Here is a 22,071-nt window from a genome sequence, read left to right on the forward strand (position 1 = left end):
TGCACGCGGTAAAAAATAATATTTGAAATGTGTTGCTATTTTTTATCATTTGCTTTTTCTTTCTTCGAATTGGTCTTGGATTCCTGATGAGACGGCCTCTGAAGTAAGGGATCCGGCGACCGTCCCTGCGACGTCCGATGCGCCCTTAGTTGCTAAACCCTTTGCATATTCGGTCACGGCGCGCCCCGTCTTTGCTCCAATGACAGTGCTCAATACAGCCCCGACAACTGGGCCTGTCAGTTCCTCTCCTTTTAATATTGCCCCTATCGCCGCGCTACTAGCACTTGTTGAGACGGTGGCGATGATGCCTCGCCCTTGCGTTGCTGCCCCTGTCGCAATGGAGATGAGGACATCCGTCTTACTCATTTCTTGTTCTCCGTTGAGCGTCGCTTGAACCAAGGCGTTTGACGTTCCGCCGATCGCTCCACCCGCAGCTATGCTGGCCGCAGTCGCAGCGGTGCCCGCACTGAGTGCTGGTGCCGTCCCCATGAGGACTGCCCAATTCTTCAGAAGCGCCGAAGCAGGTTGAGGCAACTCGGTCCCAGCCATTTCGATTAGTTCCGTCTGTGCCTTCTGAATATCCTCTGACGAAGCGCCGTTTTCGGCCATGAACTGACCAAGCGAAGTTGCGGCGGCTCCAATCTTGACGAAGCCTTGCGGTAAGCTGACCTGATTGTTTTCCAACTCCAGTCGCGACGCGACGCTCGCCGCAGTAGCATCGCCACCGGTTCCGGCGGTGATGCCTGCGACGACAGATTCAATCAGGTTCATCCTCGCTTCCTTCTCGCGTTGAGAGAGGTTCTCGTTACTTGTGTTTGCGACCGCGTTAAGCAAGTTGCCGAGAACCACACTTGCAGCACCGCCCATCGCTCCGGCGCCGCAAGCGCTCCCGACCGCAGTGGCACCGGCGCAGCCCACGATGCCGTGCAGGGCGGCACGAGCGGTTTCGCTCTTGAGGTCGTCCGCGATCTCCTTAACCTTCTCCACGGCGAGCGTTTGCAAATAGCCGACAGCGGCGCGCTGCAGGAATTCCCCCGTGCCTGCGGTGACGTTCCCACCGGCTGCGGCTGCGATCACGGTGACAATTTGGCGATATCGCCCGCCAGGTGCCCACTTGGCCGCATCGTCAAGTTGTCGATCCAACTCGGCTACCTTCGCCGGATCAGTCTCCTTCTTGCGCGCCTCCTTGAGCGCTTCGTATTCCTTAGCCCGATTCCCCACAAACGTGCCCACCTGTCGCTGCAACGTCTGCACGATTTCAAAGCTGGTTTCGATTTGCTCCTTGTCGAAATTGTTGGCGAGCGCGCCGCTGCCGTCCTTGTCGGAGGACACGTCGCGGTTGACGGCGGCAACCGTTTCTTCTGCCGTCTGACCGGTTCGCTCGCGTTGGCTGGCCTCGTTGGTGATCTCGATCACCCCCGCGCTGATGCCGCTGCGGGTCGTGCTCGACGCGCTCCCCCCTGCCGCCACCGCAACGGGCGGTGCGATGCTCACCGGCCCCGTCTTCGGCAACTCGCTCCCGGGCGTGGCGTTCGCGCCGCTCTGTGCGTCTCCCTTTTGATCTGTCCCGACTTTGGCGTTCTCCCCGAAGCCCTTGCTGAAGCCGCCCCCCAGGCTGATGCCAAAGGCGTCGTACTCTGCGTGGTTTTCGATGTCACGCGTCGTCAACGAGCCGGTTTTCAGACGGTTCCTATTACCGTCAGCAGCTTTATCGGTCGAGGCGACGACGGCGCCCGTCAGATCGGTGTTGCCCTTGACGGTGACGTCGAAACCCCCGTCCCCTGCCTTGATCCCCGACTGCTCCGTCACGCTAGCGAAATCGCTGTTGACCTGCTGATGGCTGACGTTGATGCTGCCGGATGCGCCACCAAACCCGACCGTGACGTTTCCGCCGATCGACTGATCCTTCGATGCGTAGACGCTGGTGTCCTGCAGGCTCTCGATGTTCAGGTCGCCGCCAATGTCGGCAACGACGCGCTCGCCGACAATCGTCCCGCCGCGAATGTTGGTGTCGCTGCCCGACACGATCTCAGCCACGCCGCCCGCCACGATATGGCTGTTGCGCTGGGTGACGTCCTTCCCGTCCGCCTTGCCACGCGACGCGCGCGCGTTGGCCGTCACCCCCATCGACATGCCATTTGCGCCCATGGAGATGCCCAGGCCGATGCCGCCGGACACGCCGGTGGATGTGCGGTGATGTTCCGAGGTGTCCGTGGCCGCGAGGATGTCTAGCGTGCCATCGGACTTGAGCTTGACGTTCCGCCCGGCGGCAATCTCGCTGCCGCGAATGAGCAGCGAGGACTGGTCGCCGTCCCCTGTGGCCGCGATGGTAACGTTGCCGCCCGCACGGACGGCGGAGCCGTTGGACGTCGTGCTGTCGTTGGTCTCACGGCTGACCTGATGCGATCCGCCGACGGTGACCGACACGCTGACGTTGGCCGCGTCCTTGAGGTTCTTGACGGCATCGGCGGCGTTTTTCGCCGCGAGTCCGCCTGCCGCGACACCGAGGGCTTTCATGCGGGGGTCCTTGACCTTGCCAACTGCTTTGCCCATCTGGCCGACGGTCTGCGCCGCATCCAGCAGTGGGCTGGAGACCGCAACCGTCAATCCCGCTTGCTTGACTTCCCGCTCATGCACGCGCTGTTCCGACGCTTGACTCTCCGTAATGGAAACGCGCTTGCCCGCGATGTCCACATCGCCATCGCGTGCGACGACCGTGCTGCCCTCCTGCCGATAGTCGTTGCCGGCATGAATTGCGACATCGCCACTCACCGAGCCGACGACGCTCCCCGTTTGGCTAACCTCATCGCGACGCCGTTTGTCTTTCTCGGATCGACTACCGATGGTGAAGCCCGTGCCACTGCCAAAGAGGCCGGACGTTGTCTTTTCCGAAGTACTCAGGGAGCTGCCTTGGTCTTCGGTGGACGAAATCGTCACGTTCCGTCGCGCGCCGATGGTCATGTCGCGATCCGCGACGACTTGCGACCCAGCGATCGTGACGTCGCGGCCCGAGGCGATTGTCACCGCTTCGCCCGATAGCGTGCTGCCCGTTGTTCGCGTGCCATGGGTGTCGCGGTAATTCTCCTGCGTCGTGGACGAGAGCAGGCCGCTCTGGGTGTTTTGTGACCAGCGCGTGTCGTCGTATCGGGCCGATGCACCGCCGACGGTAACGTCGCCGGTGGCAATGATCTTGAGATCCGCTTTGCCGTCGCTGGAGGCGGGCGGCTGCCTCCCGGCCTTTGCCTCGTCGCTGGCCCCGGCGCTCAGATAGGAACCGAGAATCGTGACATTGCCGCTGGTGGCATCCGCTGTCGAAACGTATGCGGTGACGCCGCGTTCGTCCAGCAGTCGACTAATCGCTTCGGCTTGTCCCGCAGCGATGCCGATGCCATTTCGCGCATGGATTCGACTGCCCCGTACGCTTTCCTCATAGGAATCAACCGTCGCAGCGTGCGTGTCGCTACTCACTCGCCCCATGTCCGTGACGGTGTCGATCGCTGCACCGATCTCGACGTCTCTCGCCGCCGCGATAACGACGCGCTTGCCCGCATCAACGTTCGCACCCACGCTGGATACATCGCGTCCGGCCATGAAGGTGGCGTCGCCGCCCGCATGGATGCCTGACGCGACGTGTTCGGTCACTTGCGTACGACTGTGACTCTCGCTCGATCCGCCGCCAAATTCACGGCTCGACGCAATCGCTCCCAGCGATAGGTCGCGTCCCGCCGCAAGATCGACATTGCCGCCGGCATCGACAGCCGCACCGGTGACCGAGATGTCTCGGCCTGCGGTAATCACCACGGCGTCTCGTGCATCGATGCGTCCGAGCGATTCGATGGCCTTGGTCTTGCCGCTCTGAGAACCCTTCACCCATTCGTTGGTGCGGCTCTGGCTCGTGACGACAACGTCGCGTCCGGCCGAGACATGAACGCGCTCGCCAGCGATCTCGCCGCCGATGTTCTGGAAGTCTCGCGCCGCGACGACCTCGACCACGCCGGCGCCGCCCTTGCCAGCGGGACCGCCGGCATCCCTGGAGCCACCGATCACGCCGAGATTTTCGATGTCAATCGCGCTGATTCGGGTGCTTGAATCGCCAACGATCTGTCCACTGTTGCTGACCTGGTTCGTTGCCTCGACGATGACGTCCCGGCCCGTCACCAAGGCGCCGCCTGGCTGCATGACGACACGCTTGCCATGCGCGAGATACACCGTTGGCACCAGAACCGTTGTCGATGTGCCGTCGGGCAGCGTGACGGTCTGGCGAACCAGCCAGACGATGTCGTCCGTCAGCGCGCGCATCTGCTCCGGCGTCAGTCGAATACCGATGCGAAGTTCCAGATCGCGTCCCGCTCGCGCACCCTGCGCGAGAAGCGCTCGGAATTCCGAATCGATGGCTGCCGGCGAGCGGCTGTCACGACCGCCGAGGGAGGCCCGTCCCGTCAGTTCCAGGATCTGCTCGCGCACGAGCCTCCCCTCGTAGAATCCGTCTCCGATACGACGCTCGATGCTGTCAGGCGCCACGCCGAGCAGATCCAGCATGTAGTTGCTCGAGACGAAGGTGCCACGGTCGGTGAATCGGGAGTCGGTCTCGACGAGGTACGGGTGGCCGGGCGTTGCAACGACTTTGAAGAGGGCGCTGCGGGGAAGCGTCAATCCGGGGATGCCGCCGGAAGCGGTATCAAGTGTCTGAACGGCGCCGGCTATCTCGGCTACGGCTGGCTTGGCGACCAACGCGTCGACGGGCGCTGGCTTACCCGTAGAGACGGTGGCGCTGTCGGTGCCGACGGCAACGCGCTGCGACGTGCCGACACCGCTATCCGTCTGCCTGCTACCGATGACCGTCCCGTCAACCGTGGCGGTTTCAATCGTGATGTCGCGACCACGAAGGTGAGTCGTCCCGTTCGACGAGATCAGGCTCTGAAGACCACCGACAATGGATCGGCGTTCCGCGACATCGAAATCGATTGTCGTCAACAAGCGGTCGCTGTTTCCACGCTTTTCATGCCAATACAGATCGGACGATTGCTCGATGCGTTCGGTGCGCTCCAGGCCGATGCTGCGGCTCGTGATTCGGCCGCCGTTGCCGCGAACGTGAATATTGCCGCCGGCACTGATCGTGGATGCGTGATTCAACGCGGTGCCGTTGTCGACGTTCAGGCGAATCGTGCCTTGCGACGTGAGGACGCCGGGGGCGGCGACGTCGCCCATGACGTCGGTCTTGCTGCGAACGGTGACGCGACGGCGGTATTCGTTGGTGTCGCGATTGTCCTGAATGCCGTATCCGCGACGGAAGATGCGAACGCCTTCGTCGGCGGCACCGGTGATGGTGCTCTTCGACTGATCGACCACCGTCGGCCGAATATGCGCCGACGGATCGAAGTCGGGCCAGAACTGGATGACCCAGTTGCCCTGACCGTCGTCGTGAATGGCCTCGAAATTCTGAACGGCACGTTGAGTGATGTTGCGGGTGCCATACTCCGCCGGGAAGGCGTTTACCCGATACACCTCGACGATGGATTTTTCCAGCGAGAACGTTCTGGCGTCGACGTCGAGCGCCGTCAGCCCGCGCTTCGGAATCGTGACGCTGATGGGGCTGCCTACCGCGTGAAGCTTCTCGCTGGAGAGCGCGGCACGCGCCTCCTGATTCCAGCGCCATTGCGTGAAGGCCTGATTGCGGGGGTTGGGCACAACACGGGACCGCCGTACTTCCTTGCCGTCCGCGTCGGTCTCCGTATAGAACTCCCGGATCATCGCGGGCTCGCCGTCAACGCTCAGGCTGTGGCTCACATGGACCGTCGGCAGTTCCTCACAAGTGCCACCGCCAGCGGTACATCGCGCGCGACTGTCGGCGTCGGGAAGCGCCACGTAGCCTGCGATCCAAAGATCGCGTACCTGCTGTGTTTCGCCCTCGTCAACGCCTCGCACGATGTTGACGTAGCTGCGGTCATTCACGAACTCACGTGTCGCGATATTAAGGTCTCCCCCAACTTCCACGACGGCCGACCGATTGATGAATCGTCCCGACTGCTGTGTCAGGAATCCCTGCGCATCGCGCGCTTCGCCAGCAGCCACGCGAAGGTCGCCAAGGCTGTAAAGCGTTGCGCCGTTCTCGTTGAGGACATCGCCGGTGGCGAAGAGATCCAATTGCTGTGTCGCCGCCAGTACGGCGCGATCTCCCGTGTTATTGACGCTCCCGCCGTCAAAGCGGATTCGACCGCCAACGACGGCGCCGGTATTGATGAACCGCATGCCGCGAAGGCGGACTTCATCGCCGTCGATGCGGGTCTCGTTGGTAATGTCGCCGGCTACGTTGAGAAGAACCGATCCGGCCCGAAGGAGGCCTTGTCCGGCGTTGACGAGATGGGCGGCCTGCACCGAGAGTTGCTTGATGGCCCCAAGCGCACCATGCACGCGTAGCAAGCCGCCGACAGCGAGTGTCAGATTTCCATTCGCTTGCCAGGTGTGATCGGCACCGTATGTGAAGTCGCCCGGCAAGCTGATATTCAGATCGTTACCCGCTCGCAATCGAGCGGCGCCGGTCAAACTGCCGGTATGCAGGTTCAGGTTGTGATTGACGGCAATTTCGCCCGCGCGATGGTCCAGTGTGTTGACCGCGAGAGATGCGTTACGCCGCGCCTGCACATCCCCGGTGTTATCGAATGCCCCCGTTTGCTTGGCGTCGCGCCAGGTCAGGTCGAGATCCGCGCCGGAAAACAGGGTGCCGGCATTGCCGAGCTTGTCTCTGACGGTCAGCGAAAGGTCTGTTCCGCCGCTGACGAGGGCGTTCGGCCCATTCAACAACGTGAACGTCGTGATGGAAACGCCGCCATTGCCGCCGATCAGTCCAACGGGGCGATTCGACGTCGAATCGCGTGTCCATGCGTTCACTATCGTCTCGGCGGTGATGCTCAGATGGCCACCGCTGCGCGTGCCGTTGACGATTCGGCCGTCCGTGTTGTCGAGCGACGTGACGAAGACGGCGAGGGTGTCGTCTCCGCGAATCGACGGGTCGCCGGACGTTTCGATGCTGCCGTGCGTGTTATCGAGTGTCCCGCCCGTCGCCAGTTTCAACGCTTTGCCTGAATGGATGAAGCCATTCGCATTGGCAGTGTTCCGATTCGCGTTGACGCTCAGAGGGCCATTGGCTTGCAGTCGTCCGCGCCGATTGTTGACGTCGTTGGTCGACCTGAGCGAGAGCGATGTGCCGGCGGCGATCCATGCGCCGTCGATGTTGTCGATGCCGTTTGCCCATAGGTTGATGGCGCCGTTGCCCGCAATGCTGCCGGCATGGCCCGGCATACGGCTCGCAGATGCGCGATTGCGCAGTCGCTCCAGGACGGCGATGTCGATGGCGCCCGTTCCGGCGTTCGAAAAGCGGCCACCCGCGTTATCCAGTTCCCGCGCCGACACACTCATTTGTCCACTGGACGCGCTGACTTCGACCTTGCCGTCGGCGTTGTCGACACGGTTGGCGACGTTGATGCGCAACGCGTCGCGGGCGCTCGCCTGACCGGCGCGATTGACGAAGTTGCCGCCGATGTCGGCATCCAGACGGCCACCGGCAGCGAGGTATCCGGCGTTGTTGGTGACGTCGGTGGCGACGTTCAGTGCAAGAGAACCGCCGGCATGCAGACGACCTTCAGTATTGTCGAGGCTGCCTGCATCGACGGAGATGTCTGCGTTCGCCGCGATGCTCCCGCCATCCGTGTTGGCCAACGCTTTCTGGACGGTGATCGCCGTTTGCGCGCGGCCGCTGTTCTGTAGTTTGCCTTTCGCGTTGTTGATGCGGAAAGCACTGAGAAACAACGTGTCGCTGGCCTCAATCGCACCCTTGCCGTTGTCCAATGTTTCGCCGACGTTCAGCGAGACGGAAGTCCCTATCAGTTCTCCCGATACATTGCTCAGTCGTTCCTCTACGGCCGACTTCAGTTTGCGCATGGCCGTCATGCGGCCGTCGGCGTTGTCTACCGATTTGGCGCTCAGCAGCAGATCGCCATTCGTGCCGATGCGTCCGCCGCGATTGCCCACCTGTTTGGCATTGACGGACAAAACGCCATCCCCGGCGTGCGCCACGGTGCCGCCAGCGTTGTCGAATTCGGAGGTATCGATTGCGGCTTCCCGAGCCGCCAGATGAATCGAGCCCGCGTGATTGTTCATTCTATTGGCGACGCGCAAACGCGCCAGACCGTCGGAGCCTGTACCCGCCTGAACGATCCTCCCAGAGCGGTTTTCGAGATCGCGGGCAGACACGCTGAGCGAACGCGATTGCATTTCTCCGAGCGTGTTGTCGACGGTGTCGGCGCTAACGGTCAGTGTCTCGCCGGCGTTCACTGTGCCGCGGGTGTTGTCGAGCGCTCGGCGCACGGCAACGGCGACTTGATGCCGAGCGACGATGCGTCCACCTACGTTCAGAAGATCACCGGCGGCGTTCGCGAGGAGCGAGCCCTGGGCTGTCCAGGTCCCGCTGTTGACGAGTGACGTGGCATCGAGCCGGACATCGCCGCGCCCGGCAATTTCGCCCATCGCCGTGTTGAGACGGCCGTTCTCGATACGTCTGTCGGCGGATAAGCGGAGATCGGCACTGCTAAGGGCAAGCATGCGGCCGCCGAGATTGCTGATGTCGCCGGCTTTCAGCGAAAACAGACCGCCGGTCTGCATCAGCCCGGCCGTGTTCGTCACCCGGTTGCGGACGCCGGCTGTCAGCGACTGCTTCACCGAAAGTGTGCCTCGATCGTTTCGCCAGTCGCTGGCGTCGATGGTCATGGCGCCGTTGGTGGCGAGTGTTCCTCCAACGTTCTCGACGGCACCTGTGACGAGACGGAGGTGGCCCGCACCAGCATGTTCGATCTTGCCGCCGGTGTTATCGACCCTGCCGGAAGTCAGCAGCAGGTCGCGGCCATTCGCGAGAATCTGGCCTTCACGATTGCTCAGGGAACCGGAAAGCGTCATCCGGAGCGGGGATGTCGACCCCCATTGCCGGATGCGTCCCTTATGGTTACGCAACCCGGCGCCCGCGATGAAGAGGTCGGACGTGCTGAGGGTCGCGCCGTCGTGAATGACGTCACGACTCGCCGTGATTTGCGTCGTGCCGCCAACTTTCGTTGTCGCGCGCGTCATCGTGACGGCACCTGCGCGTGCGCGCATCTGGAGTCCGTGCAGCACGGTCGACGTCGAGCCGGTCAGGTCGATGGCATCCGCAAGCAGACGAATGTCACCGACGGCCGTGTGGGTTCCGCCAGCTTGCAACATGCCCGCCGTCGAGAGCGAGATGTTGCCCGTCGCCGCTTTCGTTCCGTCAGCGTGGGCGCCTGCCGCCATGACGCCTGACGAGGCGACTGCAGCCGCGTCGGCCACGAGGTGCTGGCCCGCAGACACGGTGCCGGTGTGGCGCCATGTGCCTCCGGCATTGAGCCTCACACCGCGAGCGCCACGCAGGCTGCCAGTGCTAACCAGATTCCGCGCTGTGCCAAGGGTCAAATGACCTTCGGCTACGGCGTCGCCGCCGATCGTGAGGTCTTCGGCAACCTTCAGGCGAATGTCTTCGCGCGCTTGCAGCTTGCCGCCAACCCGAAGCCCCCCGGCACTGTCGAGCGTCAGCGCCCCGTGGTTGGCGGTAACGTGTCCGTCCAGGTTGACGCCGACGCCCGTTTCCGTGCCGATGAGCCGGATCTTTCCTGCGTACATGCCACCGAGACGAGAGATGTCCAGCGCAAACGAGGGCGCCCCGCTCGCGGATGCTTGACTGCCATTGATGCCGAACGTTGCCGCGTCGATGTCGTTCAGGCCGGCAATGACATCCAATTGCTGTGCATGCACGGCAGCATTGACTTCGACGGCACGCGCAAGCAGGGCGGCGTGCTCGAGATTGCCGGCGTTCAGACCGCCGCCGGTAATGCGCAGACGGCCTTCGGTGACACGGAAGGCTTCAAGAGAGCCGCTACCGCCGAACACGGGTATGCCGGTCGTGAGTACGCCGCGAGAGGTATTGATGAAGCCACAGCCGTTGCAGGTAAGCCCGTTGGGGTTGCTGACAATGACTTCGGCACGACTCCCTGCCACCTCGAGATAGCCGGCGAGATTCGATGGCAACGCTCCCGTCACCTGATTGACGATGATGCGGGCGGGAGCTCCCGCGAGATTGGGGTTGCCTGGCACAAGGCCACCGATCTGCGTTTGCGCGATGGTGCGCGAGTTGTTGAGTATCGCGCCCTGTGCAGGAACGTCGAACTGCTGATACTGGTTTTGCGACACGCCCGCCGCGCTCGGTGTGGTGATGTTGACGAGCGGCAGGCCGTTCGGTGTCGCGCTGACCCCAGGGGCGTGTGGTCCGGGGGCCGCGACGATTTGCGGCAAAGCGGTGACGGGCAAGCCGAGGGCGACCAGCGCTGACAACATGGCCGCACTAAATGGGCGCAACAGGATCGTCTGCGGCGCAGGCGATCCTATGCTGCCCAGCCCATGCCGGCGAGCGCTGCGCCCGCATCCGGGCGTGCGCCCGCGGCGGACGTTTTCGCCGACGGCGACCCACTGGCGTCGGACATGGCTGAAGATCAGACGAAAGCAACGTGTGTTCATGGGTGGGACTCAGTAGCGAAGGGCGAGCGAGATGCCTGCAACTGCGGCATTGGTCGGGAACCGGGAGGGATGGGAGAGGGGGCGGCTAATGAAGATGTCGTAACTGGCGTTGCCCCAGGGGCCACCGTACGCACCGGTTTGTCCGCGCAGACCGATGACCGCGCCGGCGAGCCGGGGGCCGGGAAGGAAGCGGGCGCTCGGGCCGAAGACACGTCCGTAGTCCACACCTGCATAAACGGCGTGTGCGCTGACGCCGATCGGGACATGCAACTCGTTGCGAAGGAAGAAGCCGCGCTCGGCGCTCAGCGTCTGATCGCCGGTGAAGCCACGCACGCTGTACCGTCCGCCAATGGCTAACTGATCGACGGCCCATAGCGTGTCTGCCGTAGTCTGGCCGTGGAACATGCCGACGTATCTGAGCGTGAGCGCCGACACCTGTAGCGGCACGGACCATTGCACGTCCAGGGTAAACATGCGATAGCGATACGTCTGTTGCGTTGGCGCACGGGTGACGGGATCGCGCAGATCGTCCTGTGCGCCAAACCAGGGCATGCCTTGCCGGTAGTTCAGCGCGATGTCGGCTTGCGCGTTGCCGAGGTACTGCCGGTGCGTTGCGCCGGCTTGGAGATAGGTATTGTTCCGATACTGCTGCGAGATTTCAAAGTCTTCGATGAAGCTCTTGCCGAAGCGGCGTCCGAGCCGCACGTCGATGGCTGTCTTGCCAAGATTGTCGCGACGCACGACGCGCTCGAGTCGAAGCTCCGCCGTCTGGTTGCGGCCGCTCGATACGAACGACTCGTTGGCACCCGCAATGCGTTGGAAGTACGCACGTGTGCTACCGAAGATCGAGACGGTGTTGTAGCCCCAGGGCATTGAATAGCTAACGCTGGCGCCCTTTGTGCCGAACCGATCATCGCCGGTCGACAAATCGTGCTGAACGGCCACATCCATAAGGTCGTTCACGCCGAGCGGATTGTCGACGCCGATGACCAACTGACCTTGCAGGCGTCCGGTGTCGCGCGTACCGCTATTGTCAATTGACGCGAGCAGGCGCCATGGCCGTTGCCGTTGGACATCGATCAGCACCTCGCTCGAGCCCGGCATGTCGCCAGGTTCGATGCGGATATCCGCGTCCTGGCTCGGCATGCGCTTCAGTTGCTCAAGCCCTTGTTCCAACGCATTCAGCGAGAGGGTGTCGCCGGCGCGAAGAGGAACGGCAGAGCGCCATGTGCCGCGCGTGGAAGGGTCGGAAAAGCGGACGGCCGAGACTTTGCCCGGGATGATGTGCAGGCTCAGGTGCCCATCACCAATGTTTTGCTCGGGGAGGATCACGCGAGTCGTGACCCAGCCTCTTGCGAGGATTGCCTCGGTCGCCACGGCGGCGATCTGCGCCACGCCGTCGGCGCCGGCGCATTGCCCGACAAACGGGGCCAGTGCCGGCTCGACGAACGCAAACGATGCGGCAGGCGGGGCGCCGTCGAGTCCGGTGACGGTGACGCGGCGCAACGTGATACACGGCGATTCGGCCGGTAGCGTTTTGATATCGACAGGCGACGTGCCGTCGGCCACGGGGGATAAACGAACATCCGGTGCGTCGGCGCGCTGTTCCCGCTCCTCGGCTTCCCGACGTTGGCGTTCTAGCTGTTCGTCCTGAACGCTTTGCCGGGCGGCGTCTCTGAACGCCGGTGGGGGAGGCTCCTGAGCGGCAAGCGGGGCGCAAGTGAGCGCGAGTCCGCATGCCAGCACGCCGGTCTTTAAAAAGGGTGCGTAAGGTGCGAATCGGCCAACACGACGGGAGATAGAGACGTTGGAGACCTGACGGTCACGATGTGCCACGAGTTGCGTTGCCCTTTCTTATGATTGAAACGATGCATTGCACGAACGCGCACGCGCCAGAGACCGCGATAGCGGTGATCGGCGCGCACGTAAGCGCGAATGCGCGAGACGGGCGCAACAGTGAGCACGACGGACATGCAACAGCAGGGGGGGCTTACACCCTGGCGTCAGGCCAGAGGTTGAATGGAACCGCAGACGACAAGACGGCCGCGATTCTGGCGCATAGGCGGCGCGCCGTATTCTGGATTTGGACCTGACACTCAGGTTTCCGGAAGCGCCGACCCCGACATTCGGGTTTCCGAAAATGTCCAAGGGGCGGCGGCGATAGCTTCCTAAGTACTTTCCCGACCCCTCCGGCGCCAAGGCTTGGCGACCTTGCCGCCGGAAATTTTTTCCTCTAGTATTTTAGGCATAAACTATTTACGATTTAACAAAGGTCGGCTAGCGCGACGCGATCTGTGAATCCGGAGGTTGGAGATGAATATCGTCTGTATCGGCGGCGGTCCTGCTGGTCTGTATTTCGGGTTGTTGATGAAGCTGCGCGAGCCCTCCCACCGTGTCGTGGTGGTTGAGCGCAACCGGCCTTACGACACGTTCGGCTGGGGGGTGGTGTTCTCCGACGCCACCATGGACAACCTTCAGGAAGCCGATCCGGTCAGCGCCGCGCAGATCAACGACGCCTTCAACCACTGGGACGACATCGACATCCACTTCGAAGGCCGCACCATCACCTCCGGCGGCCACGGCTTCATCGGCATCGGCCGCAAGAAGCTGCTCAACCTTCTGCAAGCGCGCTGCGAAGCCCTTGGCGTCGAACTGGTCTTCGAGACGGACGTCGCCGACGATCAGGACATTGCGCGCCGCTACCAGGCCGATCTGGTGATCGCCTCCGACGGCCTCAATAGCCGCATCCGCACGCGTTACGCCGACACCTACCGCCCGGATATCGATACGCGTCAGAACCGCTTCGTCTGGCTCGGCACGCATCGGCGTTTCGACGCCTTCACGTTCGCTTTCGAGAAGACGGAGCATGGCTGGTTTCAGGCGCACGCCTATCAGTTCGATGCCGACACATCGACGTTCATCGTCGAGACGCCCGAGGAAGTCTGGCGTGCCCACGGCATCGATCAGATGAGCCAGGAAGAGGGCGTGAAATTCTGCGAAAACCTCTTCGCCAAGTACCTCGACGGTCATGAACTGATGAGCAACGCCAAGCACCTTCGCGGCTCAGCCATCTGGATTCGTTTCCCGCGCGTGATTTGCGAACACTGGGTGCACTGGAGCAATGTCGACGGCAAGCGCGTGCCTGTCGTACTCATGGGCGACGCCGCGCACACCGCACACTTTTCCATCGGGTCAGGCACCAAGCTCGCGCTGGAGGACGCCATCGCACTCGCCGACGGTCTCGGCACTCAGGGCGTCGACGCCCTGCCGGGCGTGCTGGCCGATTACGAAGCCGCGCGCAGCGTCGAAGTGCTCAAGATTCAGAACGCCGCACGCAACTCGACCGAGTGGTTCGAAACTGTCGAGCGCTATGCACGCTTTTCTCCGGAACAATTCGCTTATTCGCTGCTGACGCGCTCGCAACGCATCTCGCACGAAAATCTGCGCGTGCGCGACGCTGGTTACGTCGAAGGCTACGAAGACTGGCTCGCCGAGCATGCGGGTGTGAAACGTGCCGAAGGCCAGCACGCGATTCCGCCGATGTTCACGCCATTCCGTGCGCGCGAACTCACGCTCAAGAACCGCATCGTGATGTCGCCGATGGCCATGTACTCGGCCGTCGACGGCGTGCCAGGCGACTTTCACCTGGTGCACCTCGGCAGCCGCGCGCTGGGCGGTGCGGGCATGATCGTCGCGGAGATGACCTGTGTGTCGCCTGACGCTCGCATCACGCCGGGATGTCCCGGTCTGTGGAACGATACGCAGCGCGACGCCTGGAAGCGTATCGTCGACTTCGTGCACGCGGGCAGCGATGCCAAGATCGCCATGCAGATCGGTCATGCCGGTCGCAAGGGCTCGACGCGCCTGGCCTGGGACGGGATCGATCAACCGCTTGCCGAGGGCAACTGGCCGCTGATCTCCGCTTCGCCGCTGCCCTATATCGAGGACGTGTCGCAAACACCGCGCGAAATGACGCGCGCCGATATGGACCGGGTGAAGGACGACTTCGTACACGCCGCCCGCCGCGCTGCCGAAGCCGGATTCGACTGGCTGGAGCTGCACTGTGCCCACGGGTATCTGCTCTCGAGCTTTATCTCGCCGCTCACGAACCAGCGTGCCGACGAGTACGGCGGCTCGCTGGAGAATCGCCTGCGCTATCCGCTGGAGGTCTTCCATGCGGTGCGTGACGTCTGGCCGTCGGCCAAGCCGATGTCGGTGCGTATCTCCGCGCACGACTGGGTCGAGGGCGGTATTACGCCGGACGACGCGGTCGCCATCGCCCGCGCGTTCAAAGACGCGGGTGCCGATCTCATCGACTGTTCGTCGGGGCAGGTCAGCAAGGCCGAAAAACCGGTGTATGGACGGATGTTCCAGACGCCGTTCGCCGACCGCGTGCGCAACGAAGCGGGCATTCCAACGATTGCCGTCGGCGCGATTTTCGAGGCGGATCACGTGAACAGCATCATCGCGTCGGGCCGCGCCGATCTTTGTGCGCTGGCGCGCCCGCATCTGGCCGATCCGTTCTGGACACTGCATGAAGCCGCCAGGATCGGCTACAAGGATTTGCCGTGGCCGGCGCAGTACTATGCGGGCAAACGGCAGTACGAGACCAATCTGGAGCGTGCTGCCGCCTACGCTCAACAGATTGGAAAATAAGGACAGTTCATGACGTCAACGACAACCTCGCCCGGCCCGTCACCGGTATTGCCGGCGTCGCTCAAGGGCGTGCACGCCCTCGTGACTGGCGGTGCGCGCGGCATCGGCGAAGCCGTCGCCAGGTCGCTGCTCGCACAGGGCGCACGTGTAACGCTGCTCGGGCGTAGCGAAGCCACACTCTCGCGCGGTGCACAGGCACTTGCCGTGCATGGTGACGTTGCCTGGGTGAGCGCTGACATTTCGGACGCCGCCGCAGTCGCAGCGGCCTTTGCGCAGGCAGCCGAGCGTTTCGGCCCGGTGCAGGTGCTCGTCAACAACGCGGGACAAGCGCTCAGCGCACCGTTCGGCAAGACGGACGGTGCACTTTGGCAGCAGATGATCGACGTCAACCTGACGGGGACGTTTCACTGCATTTCTGCCGCATTGCCCGCCATGGTGAGCGCCGGCTGGGGCCGTATCGTGAACGTGGCGAGCACCGCCGGGTTGATCGGCTACCCCTACGTGACGGCGTATTGCGCTGCGAAGCACGGCGTTGTCGGACTGACGCGCGCGTTGGCGCTCGAAGTGGCGAAGAAGGGCGTGACGGTCAACGCCGTCTGCCCGGGCTATACGGAAACGGACATCGTGCGCGACGCCGTGGCGAACATTGTCGCCAAGACCGGGCGCAGCGAAGACGACGCACGCGCCGAGCTGGCCAAGCGCAATCCGCAGGGGCGTCTCGTGCAGCCGCAAGAGGTCGCCGATGCGGTGCTGTGGCTCTGCCAGCCGGGTGCCGGTGCGGTAACGGGACAGTCGATCGCGGTCGCCGGCGGTGAAGTCACCGTCGGCTGAGCGCGAATATAAAACCTATCCAAGGAGATCGGCCAATGAGTGACGTGAAACTGACGATGGCGCATCACAAGCGCCCATTCGCGAACTATGAAGCCAAGCACTTTCTGTGGTCGGTGTCGAACGACGCCGGGGGGCGTCCGAGCATCGGCACGATCACGCTGAACCGTCCGGACAAGAAGAATCCGCTGACGTTCGACTCGTATGCCGAACTGCGAGATCTGTTCCGCGGACTGATCTATGCGACGGACATCAAGACGATCGTCGTAACGGGCGCGGGCGGCAATTTCTGCTCGGGCGGCGACGTCCACGAAATCATTGGGCCGCTCACGCAAATGAGCATGCCGGAGCTGCTCGATTTCACGCGCATGACGGGCGATCTGGTCAAGGCGATGCGCGCGTGTCCGCAGCCGATTATCAGCGCTATCGACGGCATTTGCGCTGGCGCGGGGGCAATGATGGCGCTCGCGTCGGACATGCGTCTGGGCACGCCGCAGGCGAAGACGGCGTTCCTGTTCGTGCGCGTCGGTCTGGCCGGTGCCGACATGGGGGCTTGCACGCTGCTGCCGCGCATGATCGGGCAGGGGCGCGCTTCGGAACTGCTTTACACCGGTCGCGTGATGACGGCGGAGGAAGGGCTGCAATGGGGGTTCTTCAATGCGCTGCATGACGGTGGCACGGTGCTCAGCGCCGCGCAGACGCTGGCCGATCAGATCGCTTGCGGCCCGACGTTCGCGCACGGCGTGACGAAGAAGCTGCTGCATCAGGAATGGAATATGGGCGTGGACGAGGCTATCGAGGCCGAAGCCGAAGCGCAAGCGATCTGCATGCAGACGAAGGATTTCCGTCGTGCCTACGACGCTTTCGTCGCGAAGCAGAAACCGGTATTCAACGGCGACTGACGCGAGCGAGACGATGAGCGATATCACTCCCCATAACCCGCGCAACGCCGACTTTCTGGCGTGGCCGTTTTTTGACGATGCGCATCGCCGTCTGGGCACGGAACTGGACGCCTGGTGCTCGCGCGAATTGAAGGTCGATCATCACGCCGACACCGATGCGACGTGCGTGTCGCTGGTACGGCAACTGGGCCGCGCGGGCTGGCTGAGATATTGCGTGCCCGCCAGTCACGGCGGCGCGCTGGACAAGCTGGATTCGCGGGCGTTATGCGTGCTGCGCGAGACGCTCGCGCGTCACGACGGCCTTGCCGATTTCGCTTTCGCGATGCAGGGGCTGGGCAGCGGCGCGATCACGCTCGCGGGCAGCGAGGCGCTCAAGCAGCGTTATTTGCCGCGCGTAGCGTCAGGTGAGGCGATTGCGGCGTTCGCGCTGTCTGAGCCGAACGCCGGATCGGATGTGGCGGCGATGGCTTGTTCGGCGACGCCGGATGGCGGCGACTATGTTCTGAACGGTGAGAAGACCTGGATTTCGAATGGCGGCATCGCGGACTTCTACTGTGTGTTCGTCCGCACGGGGGAAGCACCAGGGGCGCGGGGTATCAGCGCGTTCGTGGTCGACGCGAACACGCCGGGGCTGACGATTGCCGAGCGCATCGACGTGAGCGCACCGCATCCGCTCGCCCGTCTGAAGTTCGAGAACTGCCGCGTGCCGGCCTCGCAGCGCTTGGGCGAAGCGGGGCAGGGCTTCAAGGTTGCGATGATGACGCTGGATATTTTCCGTGCGTCGGTGGCGGCGGCGGCGCTGGGCTTCGCGCGTCGCGCGCTCGATGAAGGGCTCGCACGTGCGAAGTCGCGCGAGATGTTCGGCCAGACGCTGGCCGATTTCCAGATCACGCAGGCCGCGCTGGGCGAGATGGCGACGTCGGTGGACGCCGCAGCATTGCTCACGTATCGCGCTGCCTGGCAACGCGATGTGCAGGGGCAGCGTACGACGCGCGAAGCGGCGATGGCAAAGATGTATGCGACGGAATCGGCGCAGCAGGTCATTGACCGTGCATTGCAGATGTTTGGCGGCGCGGGCGTGGTATCGGGCGCGATTGTGGAGCGTCTGTATCGGGAGATTCGCTCGCTGCGGATCTATGAAGGGGCAACGGAAGTACAAAAGCTGATTATCGCGCGAGAACTGCTCAAGGACGCCTGAGCGCTGTCTTTGACTTACCCGGGGGCAAGGAGAAGCACATGGAACGATCTGGACATCTCGACACTTTCGCGCGCGACAATCTGCCGCCCGCCGATCAGTGGCCTGAGTTTCTGCTGGACAATCCGGATGTGGCATACCCGGCGCGCATCAATTGCGCCGCCGAACTGCTGGATCGTGTGATCGATGAAGGTCGCGGCAATGCGCCCGCGATCTATTCGGTGGAGAACGGCACGCCGACGGTCACGACGTATCTCGGTTTGCGCGAGATGGTGGATCGCATCTCTCATGTGCTTCGCAATGACATGGCATTGGTGCCGGGCAACCGTGTGTTGCTGCGCGGCCCGAACAATCTGTTCATGGCCGCCGCATGGCTTGCCGTGATCAAGGCGGGACTTGTCGGCGTGCCGACGATGCCGCTGCTGCGCGCGAAGGAACTGAAGCAGATCATCGACAAGGCGGAGGTCGGCGCGGCACTGTGCGACGGGCGTCTGAAGGAGGAGCTTGAGTTCAACCGCGAGTCGAGCCACGAGTATTTCTGCCCGGCGTTGAAGCAGGTGGTGTATTTCCACGATGTGGGTGAGGGCTCACTGGAGGCACGCATGGCGCGTCAGCCAGCGAGCTTCGAGGCCTGCGATACAGCGGTGGACGATGTCTGCCTGATCGCTTTCACGAGCGGTACGACGGGCCAGCCGAAGGGCACGATGCACTTTCATCGCGATGTGCTCGCGATGTGCGATTTGTTCCCCCGTCATGTGCTGAAGCCGGGACCGGATGACATCTTCTGCGGTACTCCCCCGTTAGCGTTCACTTTCGGCACGGGTGGCTTGTTGACGTTCCCGTTGCGTGTCGGGGCGGCGACGGTGTTGCTGGAGAAGCTCACACCGGACAGTCTGCTGCAGGCGATAGAAACTTACCGCGCGACGATCTGTTTCACGGCCCCGACGTTTTATCGTCAGATGGCGGCACTCGTGGACAAGTACGATTTGTCGAGCCTGAAGAAGACGGTGTCGGCCGGCGAGGCGTTGCCCGATGCGACGCGTCAGCTATGGAAGCAGGCTTCGGGCATCGAGATGATCGACGGTATCGGCGGCACGGAGATGATCCACATTTTCATCTCGGCGGCAAACGGTGACGTGGTGCCGGGGGCGATCGGTAAACCGGTGCCGGGCTACATCGCGATGATCGTGGACGAAAATATGCAACCGCTGCCGCCGGGCAAGGTGGGCAAACTGGCAGTGAAGGGCCCGACCGGTTGCCGGTATCTCGCGGACTCGCGTCAAACGAGTTATGTGAAGAACGGCTGGAATCTGCCGGGCGACACGTTCATGTGCGACGAAGCGGGCAATTACTACTATCAGGCCCGCTCCGACGACATGATTGTCTCGGCCGGATATAACATCGCAGGCCCGGAAGTGGAGTCGGCACTACTGAAGCATCCGGCCGTGGCGGAGTGCGGGGTGGTGGGCGCGAACGATGAGGCGCGCGGCCAGATCGTGAAGGCGTATGTGGTGCTCAAGGCCGGTGAGTCGCGCGACGACGCGATGGTGAAGACGCTTCAGGAGTATGTGAAGGCTAACATCGCCCCGTATAAATATCCGCGCGCCATTGAGTTTGTCGACACGTTGCCTCGTACGGAAACGGGCAAACTGCAACGCTTCAAGCTCCGGCAGACGGGGCAGTGAAGCACGGGGGGAGCGCTCCAGTCGGCGCTCACTCACTTTGAACAATCCTGCTCGCAGGGGAGGAGAAAACTATGTCGGAGGCTGATGTGGCCACGCACGCATTCGTGAAGCCGCTGCTGGTGCGCTTCAAACACTGCGATCCGGCAGGCATCGTTTTTTATCCGCGCTATTTTGAGATGATCAACGATCTGGTCGAAGACTGGTGCGCCGAAGGGCTCAACCTGTCATTCGGCGAGATGCATCTGCGCGACGGCATGGGTGTGCCGACAGCGAACGTCGAATGTCGCTTCAGTGCCCCCAGTTTCTTAGGCGAGACGCTGCTTCGCTCGCTGGAAGTCTCGCGTCTCGGCCGCTCATCCATGACGCTGCGCATCCGGTTCGCCGGTGGAAACGACGAGACGCGTCTACAAGCCACGCTGGTACTGGTCTGGGTCGCGAAAGGCGCAGGCGGAAGACCCGCCCCGATCGCCATACCCCCGGCCCAACGCGAGGCCATCGTGCGCTTTGCCGCACCCGATTCTGTCATTGAAGGAGTGTCCTGATGCTGCAAGTTCTGCAACCGCCCGAATGGGCGAAACCGCGCGGCTACGCGAACGGCATGGCTTTCGAAATGACGGCCGGCAGCCGCATCGTGTTTGTCGGCGGTCAGATTGGCTGGAACGGACAGCAACGTTTTGAAACGGATGATTTCGCACTGCAAGTTCGTCAGACCCTCGAGAACATCGTGGCGATTCTGGCCGAAGGCAACGCCAAGCCGGAACACATCGTGCGGATGACCTGGTACGTCAAGAATAAACGCGAGTATGTGGAGAGCTATCGCGCCATCGGCGAACACTACCGCGCCATCATCGGACGCCATTTCCCCGCAATGACCGCCGTCGAAGTCGCCGATCTGATCGAGGACGAAGCCAAGGTCGAGATCGAAGTGACTGCGGTGGTGCCCGCCGCTCTATAAATCCGCCCTCAACACCGCCTTCCAGACGGACCGGGGCCCCTTTCCGCCTCTCAGACATAAACCCAACTCGCTGCAGAAAGGCGCCCCGGTCCGTCTCTCCTCACTCCTTCCATACTTCCCGCCCTTACCCCCCGTTCTCTTCCCCGCTCCGGTTTCTCTCCCCCCTCCAATGCAAAACGCCGGGCAGTCCCCGGCGTTTTCGCTGTCCTGCTTCCTTCGTGCTTTCCTTCCCTCTTCTCTTTACGCCGCCTTCTGCGCCGCCTGTGCCGCGTCCAACGCCGCCTGCGTCAACACATACACTCCCGGCAAATCCCGCTCGTCACAGTTGCCCCCCTCTCCACCCCGATCCACCACCACGAAGTCACTCACCTCATGCAACGCCAACAACGGGTGATGCCATACCCCTCTCGCATAGTTCACTCCCTGCCACCCATCCGAGACGAAGGCCCGCATCCCACTCACATCCAACTCGCCCGCCGGGGCCACTACCACCAAGTACGGCGTCGTCTTCAACGGTATGAACGCCTGACTGCCCAACGGGTGACGCTCCAACATCTTCACCTCATACGGCAACTGCCTCGGCTGACCCCGGAATACGTTCACCAACGCTCTTCCCCCCGCCGGACCCAAATCCACCGTCGCCAAATCGTGAAATCGCTCAGTCGTCCCGCCATTGATCGCAAAATGCTCCGCCCCCGGCAACTCAATCACGTCGCCAAACGGCTTGAACGCCTCTCGCGTCAATCGCTCTATCTTCAACGCCAGACCCGCCATGTCACACCCCATTTTTTTCTTCGCTCATCGCAGCCTCCCTCGTCCCCTTCCTTTTTCAAGGACGTGAGAGGTCGTCTTTCTTGCTGACGCCGCTTTCGCTGCTTACGCCTTCTTGTCGCTCAGGCGTCCCCACAGTCGCAGCCTCGACACGCCACCGTCCGGGATGATGTTGAAGCGAATATGCGTAATCGCCCCCAACTTCTGCACCTGCTCTTCAAAGAAGAACTGCTTGTCCATCGCCAACTTCTGCTCAGGCAATAACACCGGCCAGAACATCGACTGCGTAATCAACGACTGCTCGGTGCCCCCCGTCACATACGCCGCCTGAAGGGAGCAGCGATCCGGGAAGTTGCCCTTGAAGTGCGCCGTGTCGACTTCGATCTTGCCAATCTCGCCCGGCTGCGCCAACGCAATGATCGCCCAGTCGTTGCCCGGCTCACGACGCCGCCGCGTCTCCCACCCATCCCCCATGTTCACGCCACGACCCGGCATCAGCAGGCT

The 22,071-nt window shown here is 62.8% G+C and carries 10 protein-coding genes and 1 pseudogene; 7 read left to right on the forward strand and 4 right to left on the reverse strand.

Going from position 1 to position 22,071, the window contains the following annotated elements; all coding sequences use genetic code 11:
* Window positions 1-45 precede the first annotated feature (45 nt).
* Both C266_RS13745 and C266_RS13750 read right to left on the reverse strand, forming a co-directional pair.
* The gene (locus C266_RS13745) at window positions 46-10,575 is read right to left on the reverse strand and encodes a hemagglutinin repeat-containing protein (protein ID WP_010805953.1); all 10,530 of its coding nucleotides are present in this window, start codon (window positions 10,573-10,575) and stop codon (window positions 46-48) included.
* 9 nt (window positions 10,576-10,584) lie between these two features.
* The gene (locus tag C266_RS13750) at window positions 10,585-12,411 is read right to left on the reverse strand and encodes a ShlB/FhaC/HecB family hemolysin secretion/activation protein (RefSeq protein ID WP_246831187.1); all 1,827 of its coding nucleotides are present in this window, start codon (window positions 12,409-12,411) and stop codon (window positions 10,585-10,587) included.
* Between the two features lie 477 nt (window positions 12,412-12,888).
* Between C266_RS13750 and C266_RS13760 the strand changes: the two genes are divergently transcribed.
* The 7 genes from C266_RS13760 (at window position 12,889) to C266_RS13790 (ending at window position 20,796) form a co-directional block, all read left to right on the forward strand.
* A complete protein-coding gene (locus C266_RS13760) occupies window positions 12,889-15,231 on the forward strand; it encodes a bifunctional salicylyl-CoA 5-hydroxylase/oxidoreductase (protein WP_010805956.1) in 2,343 nt (780 codons plus the stop codon).
* A gap of 9 nt (window positions 15,232-15,240) precedes the next feature.
* Window positions 15,241-16,062: an SDR family NAD(P)-dependent oxidoreductase gene (locus C266_RS13765; protein ID WP_010805957.1), complete on the forward strand. Its 822-nt coding sequence runs from the start codon at window positions 15,241-15,243 to the stop codon at window positions 16,060-16,062.
* Between the two features lie 35 nt (window positions 16,063-16,097).
* Window positions 16,098-16,961, forward strand: a complete 864-nt coding sequence (locus tag C266_RS13770) for an enoyl-CoA hydratase family protein (RefSeq protein WP_010805958.1) — start codon at window positions 16,098-16,100, stop codon at window positions 16,959-16,961.
* Between the two features lie 13 nt (window positions 16,962-16,974).
* Window positions 16,975-18,159 carry an acyl-CoA dehydrogenase family protein gene (locus C266_RS13775; RefSeq protein ID WP_010805959.1) on the forward strand — a complete coding sequence of 395 codons (1,185 nt, stop codon included), beginning with the start codon at window positions 16,975-16,977 and terminating at the stop codon, window positions 18,157-18,159.
* 38 nt (window positions 18,160-18,197) lie between these two features.
* Window positions 18,198-19,841 (forward strand): AMP-binding protein, encoded by a 1,644-nt coding sequence (locus tag C266_RS13780; RefSeq protein ID WP_010805960.1) that lies wholly within the window; start codon window positions 18,198-18,200, stop codon window positions 19,839-19,841.
* A gap of 71 nt (window positions 19,842-19,912) precedes the next feature.
* A complete protein-coding gene (locus C266_RS13785) occupies window positions 19,913-20,383 on the forward strand; it encodes a thioesterase family protein (RefSeq protein ID WP_010805961.1) in 471 nt (156 codons plus the stop codon).
* Window positions 20,384-20,385: 2 nt separating this feature from the next.
* The gene (locus C266_RS13790; RefSeq protein ID WP_036663009.1) at window positions 20,386-20,796 is read left to right on the forward strand and encodes a RidA family protein; all 411 of its coding nucleotides are present in this window, start codon (window positions 20,386-20,388) and stop codon (window positions 20,794-20,796) included.
* A 240-nt stretch (window positions 20,797-21,036) separates the two neighbouring features.
* Here the strand turns inward: C266_RS13790 and C266_RS13795 are convergent, their stop codons facing one another.
* Window positions 21,037-21,582 (reverse strand): ureidoglycolate lyase, encoded by a 546-nt coding sequence (locus C266_RS13795; RefSeq protein ID WP_010805963.1) that lies wholly within the window; start codon window positions 21,580-21,582, stop codon window positions 21,037-21,039.
* A gap of 90 nt (window positions 21,583-21,672) precedes the next feature.
* A pseudogene (locus C266_RS13800) lies at window positions 21,673-22,071 on the reverse strand (allantoicase); the annotation flags it as partial.

Origin of the sequence: Pandoraea sp. SD6-2 (genome assembly GCF_000389825.1) — a bacterium.
Lineage (GTDB): Bacteria > Pseudomonadota > Gammaproteobacteria > Burkholderiales > Burkholderiaceae > Pandoraea > Pandoraea communis.